The sequence below is a fragment of the Stenotrophomonas sp. P5_A8 genome, assembly GCF_056400545.1.
Genome location: NZ_JBFULB010000536.1, coordinates 1 through 1422, shown reverse-complemented (window position 1 = coordinate 1422; position 1422 = coordinate 1). Strand labels below are relative to the sequence as shown.

Here is a 1422-nt window from a genome sequence, read left to right as displayed (position 1 = left end):
CCGCACACCAGCGCGCCGTTCAACGCCGAGGGGTCATTGGCGACCAGCAGCGGATTGACCGGGAAATCGCGCAGGTCACCACCGTTTTCGCCCAGCTGCCAGAAGAACCGGTTGTTGTTGAGGTTGCGTGCCTTGCGCATCGCCAGGATGCGATGGAACTGCAGCTCGTCCGGATGCAGCGGCTCGCCATAGCGTTCGATGTAGGCCGGGCTGGCGAACACCTGCGTGCGCAGGCTGCCAAGCTTGCGCGCCACCAGGTTGGAGTCGGGCAGGGTGCCCACGCGCAAGGCAAGGTCGGCTTCGCCGGCGATCAGGTCCAGCTTCTCGTTGCCCAGGTGCATGTCCAGCTGGATTTCCGGATATTGCGCATGGAATTCGCCCAGCAGCGGTGCGATCCAGGTGATGCCGATCGAGTAGGGCACGGTGAAACGCAGCCAGCCACGTGGGCCGGACTGCAGCTGGTTGACCGCGCCTTCGGCTTCTTCCAGCTCGCGTGCGATGCGCTGGCAATGCTCGTGGTAGACCGACCCGGCCTCGGTCAGGCCCAGCCGGCGGGTGGTCCGGTGCAGCAGGCGCGCGCCAAGCCGCGTTTCCAGTTCCTGCACCTTGCGGCTGACGGTGGTCTTGGGCAGGCCAAGTGCAGTGGCCGCGGCGATGAAACTGCCTTGCTCGACCACTTTGACGAAGATCAGCGTGTCGTTGAGATCGTGTGCCATGACGGGGTCCGAAGTCGGGGAGGGGTAGGTTGCCCGATAGATTGTGCCGGGAACGGGATGATTATTCCCCTTAATCCGGACTAATCAAGTAGCAATTTGAGGACTAATCTGGCGCCATTCCCGAAACGAAGGACGTCAACCATGTGGTTGCGGAACATTCTTGGCCGCGTGCTCAGCGGCCGCAAGGCCCCGCTGGAACTGGCGATGACCGTAGAGAGGCGCCCCTCCGGCTTCTCCCACAAGGCTTTCCGTGAGTTCACCCCACCGGCCAACCTGCAGCGCGGCGGCAGTCTGCAGCTCGGCGCCCGCCATGGCGACCGACTGGGCCGGATTGGGATTATCCCGGCGGCGGGAGTGAAAGTCCCATGAGTGGGACGCTGGCCCCCGAGGTCCTGGTCTTGGGCGGCACCGGGAGTGTCGGCCAGGGCATCGTGGCTGCGCTGCTGGAGGCCGGCAGCCCGGTTCTGGTAGTCAGCCGCGACCCCGCTCGGCTGGCCGCCCTGCAGGAACAGTTCGCCGACGAGCCCGGGCTGGAAACCCTGCTCGGCTCCCTCGGCGACGACGGCTCGGCCCGCACCGTGGCCGAGCGCATCGGCACGCGGCGCCGCAGGCGGGCGGCCGTGGTCGATGCGATGGGCGGCCCGAACAACCGCGGCCGGGTGACCGACCGCTGCGGCGATGCCCTGTTGCAGGCGGTGCAGGCCGA

At 66.7% G+C, this 1422-nt stretch carries 3 protein-coding genes; 2 read left to right on the top strand and 1 reads right to left on the bottom strand.

Annotated features, from left to right (window positions below):
* The coding region (locus AC1DQP_RS20460) for a LysR family transcriptional regulator (RefSeq protein ID WP_478052427.1) at window positions 1-716 on the bottom strand (716 nt) is incomplete at its 3' end.
* Window positions 717-857: 141 nt separating this feature from the next.
* On the opposite strand from AC1DQP_RS20460, the gene AC1DQP_RS20455 reads away from it, so the two are divergent.
* Both AC1DQP_RS20455 and AC1DQP_RS20450 read left to right on the top strand, forming a co-directional pair.
* Complete coding sequence (locus AC1DQP_RS20455) at window positions 858-1085, top strand: hypothetical protein (protein ID WP_256774039.1); 228 nt, start codon at window positions 858-860, stop codon at window positions 1083-1085.
* Window positions 1082-1422: NAD(P)-binding domain-containing protein (locus AC1DQP_RS20450; protein ID WP_478052426.1), on the top strand; the 341-nt coding region annotated here is incomplete at its 3' end. The genes AC1DQP_RS20455 and AC1DQP_RS20450, both read left to right, overlap by 4 nt.

Excerpts from the sequence above, each read along its gene's own strand:
- AC1DQP_RS20455 (WP_256774039.1), top strand. The coding sequence starts at position 858 with ATGTGGTTGCGGAACATTCTTGGCCGCGTGCTCAGCGGCCGCAAGGCC.